The 3,145-nt window shown below is 60.0% G+C and carries 4 protein-coding genes; all 4 read left to right on the plus strand.

Translation table 11 applies throughout. From position 1 onward, the window contains the following. A partial coding sequence (locus RUW20_RS02180; protein ID WP_313950558.1) for a hypothetical protein occupies positions 1–273 on the plus strand: 273 nt, incomplete at its 5' end. Positions 274–542: 269 nt separating this feature from the next. Further along, positions 543–2,438 (plus strand): prohead protease/major capsid protein fusion protein, encoded by a 1,896-nt coding sequence (locus tag RUW20_RS02185; protein WP_313950559.1) that lies wholly within the window; start codon positions 543–545, stop codon positions 2,436–2,438. A 53-nt stretch (positions 2,439–2,491) separates the two neighbouring features. After that, a complete protein-coding gene (locus RUW20_RS02190; RefSeq protein WP_313950560.1) occupies positions 2,492–2,836 on the plus strand; it encodes a DUF2190 family protein in 345 nt (114 codons plus the stop codon). A 13-nt stretch (positions 2,837–2,849) separates the two neighbouring features. Next, complete coding sequence (locus RUW20_RS02195; RefSeq protein WP_313950561.1) at positions 2,850–3,143, plus strand: hypothetical protein; 294 nt, start codon at positions 2,850–2,852, stop codon at positions 3,141–3,143. The last annotated feature ends 2 nt before the right edge of the window (positions 3,144–3,145 follow it).

The following is a 3,145-nucleotide window of genomic DNA, read 5'->3' on the forward strand; positions in this document are numbered from 1 at the left end:
GGCTTGGATATCGCTAATCCGCTGGTGCAAGGTGCAACCACTCTGACATTCGGCCCGACGATCACCCTGTCAGGATCTGGCACGATTACCAGCACCCGCACCGGCTCCACCGACTCCGGCCCCGCCGCTGGTGTCATGCTCCTCGATGTCTGGCAGCGGCTCGGGCTTGATCCTGCGAACCCGATGACTGCCAGCGATACGGCGATCAACGCGGGGGCCGTCAGTCAGACTGTCAGCGAGTCTGCCGGAACGGTAACGGTGCAGCGTGCTTGATCCACGTGCCATCGCCACGCTCGGAATCGGCTACGGTGCCGATCTGCTGGCGCGTATCGGGCTATGGCCGTCGACGGCTGTCATCATGCCGCCTCTCAAATATCGGAGCGGGACAGGATTCTCCACCGCGAAGCCCCCACAAATCCGGCCAGTCGAAGACGAGGAGGCGTTTTTGTTGTCCGTGCTGCTGTAAAAAACTGCAATTTTCTGTGTATTTGCAATTGCCGGCTGCCGGATGATGGCGCCATTATTGGCAACCAGGTGTCAGCATGGACAAATCCCGTATCGAGGGAATGCTTTATCGCACATCGGACGCCCCAACCGTGCGCGAAGGGGCAGACGGAAACACCGTCTTGGCGCTTTCGTTCTCGTCCGAAACTCCGTACACAAGATCCTCCTGGTTTGACGAACCCTGGGTGGAGATTCTCGGGCATAAATCGTCCGAGGTCGATCTATCCCGCCTGAACTCCGGTGCTCCGGTGCTGGCAAATCATGATCGCGGCGCTACCGCATCCACTTCGCCAATGGCGTCAATCGGCGTCGTCGACAAGGCATGGATCGAGGACGGCGTTGGGCGCGCAGAAATCCGCCTCTCGCGCCGTCCGGAAATCGCCGGGCTTCTGCAGGACATTGCCGACGGCATCGTGCGCAATGTCTCGGTTGGCTATCAGATCAACGAGCGCACCTTGCTCAGATCACACTCGGACGCGCCGGACGAGTACCGGGTAACTTCATGGACACCGATGGAAATTTCCCTTGTCGACCTGCCGGCCGACGCCACGATTGGAATCGGCAGAAGCCAAAATTTTGAAGTTGTACAACTGCCGGACTCCGGCGACACCCAAAGAAAGGAGTCCACTATGGACAACAAAGAGCAGGACCAACCCAACCTCGACGTTATTCGTCGGGAAGCAACCGCCGCTGAGCGCGCCCGCGTCACGGAAATCAATGAGGCAGTTCGCGGCCTGCGTCTTGATCAATCATTCGCAGATGAGCTGATTGCCAAGGACACGTCAGCCGACGAAGCGCGCCGCCTGGCAATCGCCAAGGCTGCCGAGCGCAGCAATGACACGATCAAGCCGCCAATGGGCCACATCGAAACGCTTGTCGACGAGGTTGAAACCCGTCGGGCCGGCGTTGAAGAGGCTCTCCTTCATCGCTACAACCCCGCACAACACAAGCTGTCGGACAACGGAAAGCGCTTCTCTGGCCTGTCGCTGATCGAAATCGGCCGCGAACTGCTCACTCAACGCGGCGTCGATATTCGCGGAATGAGCCGGGATCAGATCGCTACCCGAGCCATGCTGACGACTGGCGATTTTCCGTACATCCTCGCCAACGTCGCCAACAAGACGTTGCGCCAGGCGTATGAAGCGGCCCCGCAGACGTTCAAGCCGTTCACCCGGATGGTGACTGCGCCTGACTTCAAGACCATCGCCCGCACCGCTCTCGGCGATTCTCCGACTCTTGAGAAGGTCAACGAGCATGGCGAATACAAGTATGGCTCCGTCTCGGAAGCTCGCGAAACCTACGCCATCGCGTCATACGGCAAGATCGTTGCACTGACTCGCCAGACGCTGATCAATGACGATCTCTCGGCATTCACCCGTTTGCCGGAAATGTTCGGCCGCGCCGCTGCGGATCTGGAATCGGACACCGTTTGGGGCATCATCACCGCCAACGCCGCACTGGCCGACAGCATCGCCCTATTCCACGCCAGCCACGGTAATCTGCCAACCGGCGCCGCCATCTCCGTCGCACAGCTTGGTGTTTGCCGCGCCGCGATGCGGGTTCAGACTGGCCTTGACGGCCGCAAAATCAACGTCACCCCGCGCTATCTGCTGGTACCGGCTGCTCTGGAAACCATCGCCCAGCAATTCACCAGCCAGGCTTACGCCGCTTCCGCCTCGTCCTCGATCAACCCATTTGCCGGTGCCCTTCAAGTGCTTGCCGAGCCGCGTCTCGACACTGCCAGCACCACGGCATGGTATATGGCCGCCGATCCTGCACAGATCGACACCATCGAGTATGCCTACCTCGAGGGCAACCAAGGCGTCTACCTCGAAACCAAGGACGGCTGGGAAATCGACGGCGTTGAATTCAAGGCCCGCCTCGACTTCGGCGCCAAGGCTATCGACTTCCGTGGCCTGGTCAAGGGTAACTAAGACTGATCTCTGGGCGCCCATAAGCGCCCGGATAACCCGAAAGGAAAGAAACAATGAAGACGTACAAGCAAGAAGGTGAAGTCCTTACCCTTACCCCCGGCGCTGCCGTCGCATCCGGCATCGGCTATCTGTTCGGTGCCGGCCTATTCGGCGTCGCCACGCAAGACGTGGCCATCAGCACTCCCGGAGAATTCGTCGTTGAGGGCGTTGTCGAAATCGGCAAAACCTCTGCGCTGGCCATCTCCGTCGGGGACCGGCTGTTCTGGGATTCGACGAACAAGGTTGTCAACAAGACGACCGCGGCCCAACAGGTTGTTGGCGTCGCGGTGTCGGCTGCAAGCAACCCGTCGTCAACCGTGCTGATGAAGATTGGCCAGTATCTGCCGGTTGCTACCTGATCCACTGTAGCGAATGGTCGACTTTGCCGCTCACACCGGGAATATCATCGGCCGCCTTGGGCGGCCGGTCAGCATTACGCCGACCGGCCAAGCTCTGCGCGTTGTGACAGGGGTATTTGTACAGTCTCCAGCGCTTGCATTTGATTTGGTGGCCGGCGTGTCGCCGATGCTGCGCCTGACAGCGCAAGACGCGGCGGGAGTTGTCAACGGAGACCCGGTACTGGTCGGCAGTACCAGCTACACCGTTACCCGTGCGCAGGCCGATAGCGAGGCCGGCGATGTGCTGCTTTCTCTGGATACTGTCTGATG

The sequence above is a fragment of the Accumulibacter sp. genome (assembly GCF_032229525.1).
GTDB lineage: Bacteria > Pseudomonadota > Gammaproteobacteria > Burkholderiales > Rhodocyclaceae > Accumulibacter.

Bases quoted from the DNA above. Each gene is read 5' to 3' on its own strand.
- RUW20_RS02185 (WP_313950559.1), top strand. From the start codon at position 543: ATGGACAAATCCCGTATCGAGGGAATGCTTTATCGCACATCGGACGCC.
- RUW20_RS02190 (WP_313950560.1), top strand. From the start codon at position 2,492: ATGAAGACGTACAAGCAAGAAGGTGAAGTCCTTACCCTTACCCCCGGC.
- RUW20_RS02195 (WP_313950561.1), top strand. From the start codon at position 2,850: ATGGTCGACTTTGCCGCTCACACCGGGAATATCATCGGCCGCCTTGGG.